Origin of the sequence: Adlercreutzia sp. DFI.6.23 (assembly GCF_024462535.1) — a bacterium.
Lineage (GTDB): Bacteria > Actinomycetota > Coriobacteriia > Coriobacteriales > Eggerthellaceae > Adlercreutzia > Adlercreutzia rubneri.
Genome location: NZ_JANGBP010000613.1, coordinates 1 through 296 on the forward strand (window position 1 = coordinate 1; position 296 = coordinate 296).

At 60.8% G+C, this 296-nt stretch carries 1 protein-coding gene; it reads left to right on the forward strand.

Features of this window, described 5'->3' with window-relative positions; genetic code table 11:
• Positions 1 to 53: 53 nt before the first annotated feature.
• Positions 54 to 275 (forward strand): alanine:cation symporter family protein, encoded by a 222-nt coding sequence (locus NE591_RS14780; RefSeq protein WP_256157049.1) that lies wholly within the window; start codon positions 54 to 56, stop codon positions 273 to 275.
• Positions 276 to 296: the final 21 nt, after the last annotated feature.

Below are 296 nucleotides of genomic sequence, written 5' to 3' on the forward strand. Positions count from 1 at the left end.
TCTTGATCTTCGAGAACTCGCGGTAGCGCAGGATGAGGTCGGGCAACGGATGGATGGCCGACAGCTCCGTGAGCACCTTGGCGGGCGCCATCTTCTGGATGTGGATCATCGCCCTGCTCGGCATGGCCACCAACTACGCCGAGGCGGTCATGGCCCAGAAGACCCGCGTAGTCGACGAGGACGGCACCGTTGTAAAATGGCAGTGGCTCATTAGGATGAGCCGCAGGGTAAGCATTATCCGGCGATGCTCGAGTACGCAAGCTGCATTCGGCTGATAGGCTTGCAGTTCGCGGGCG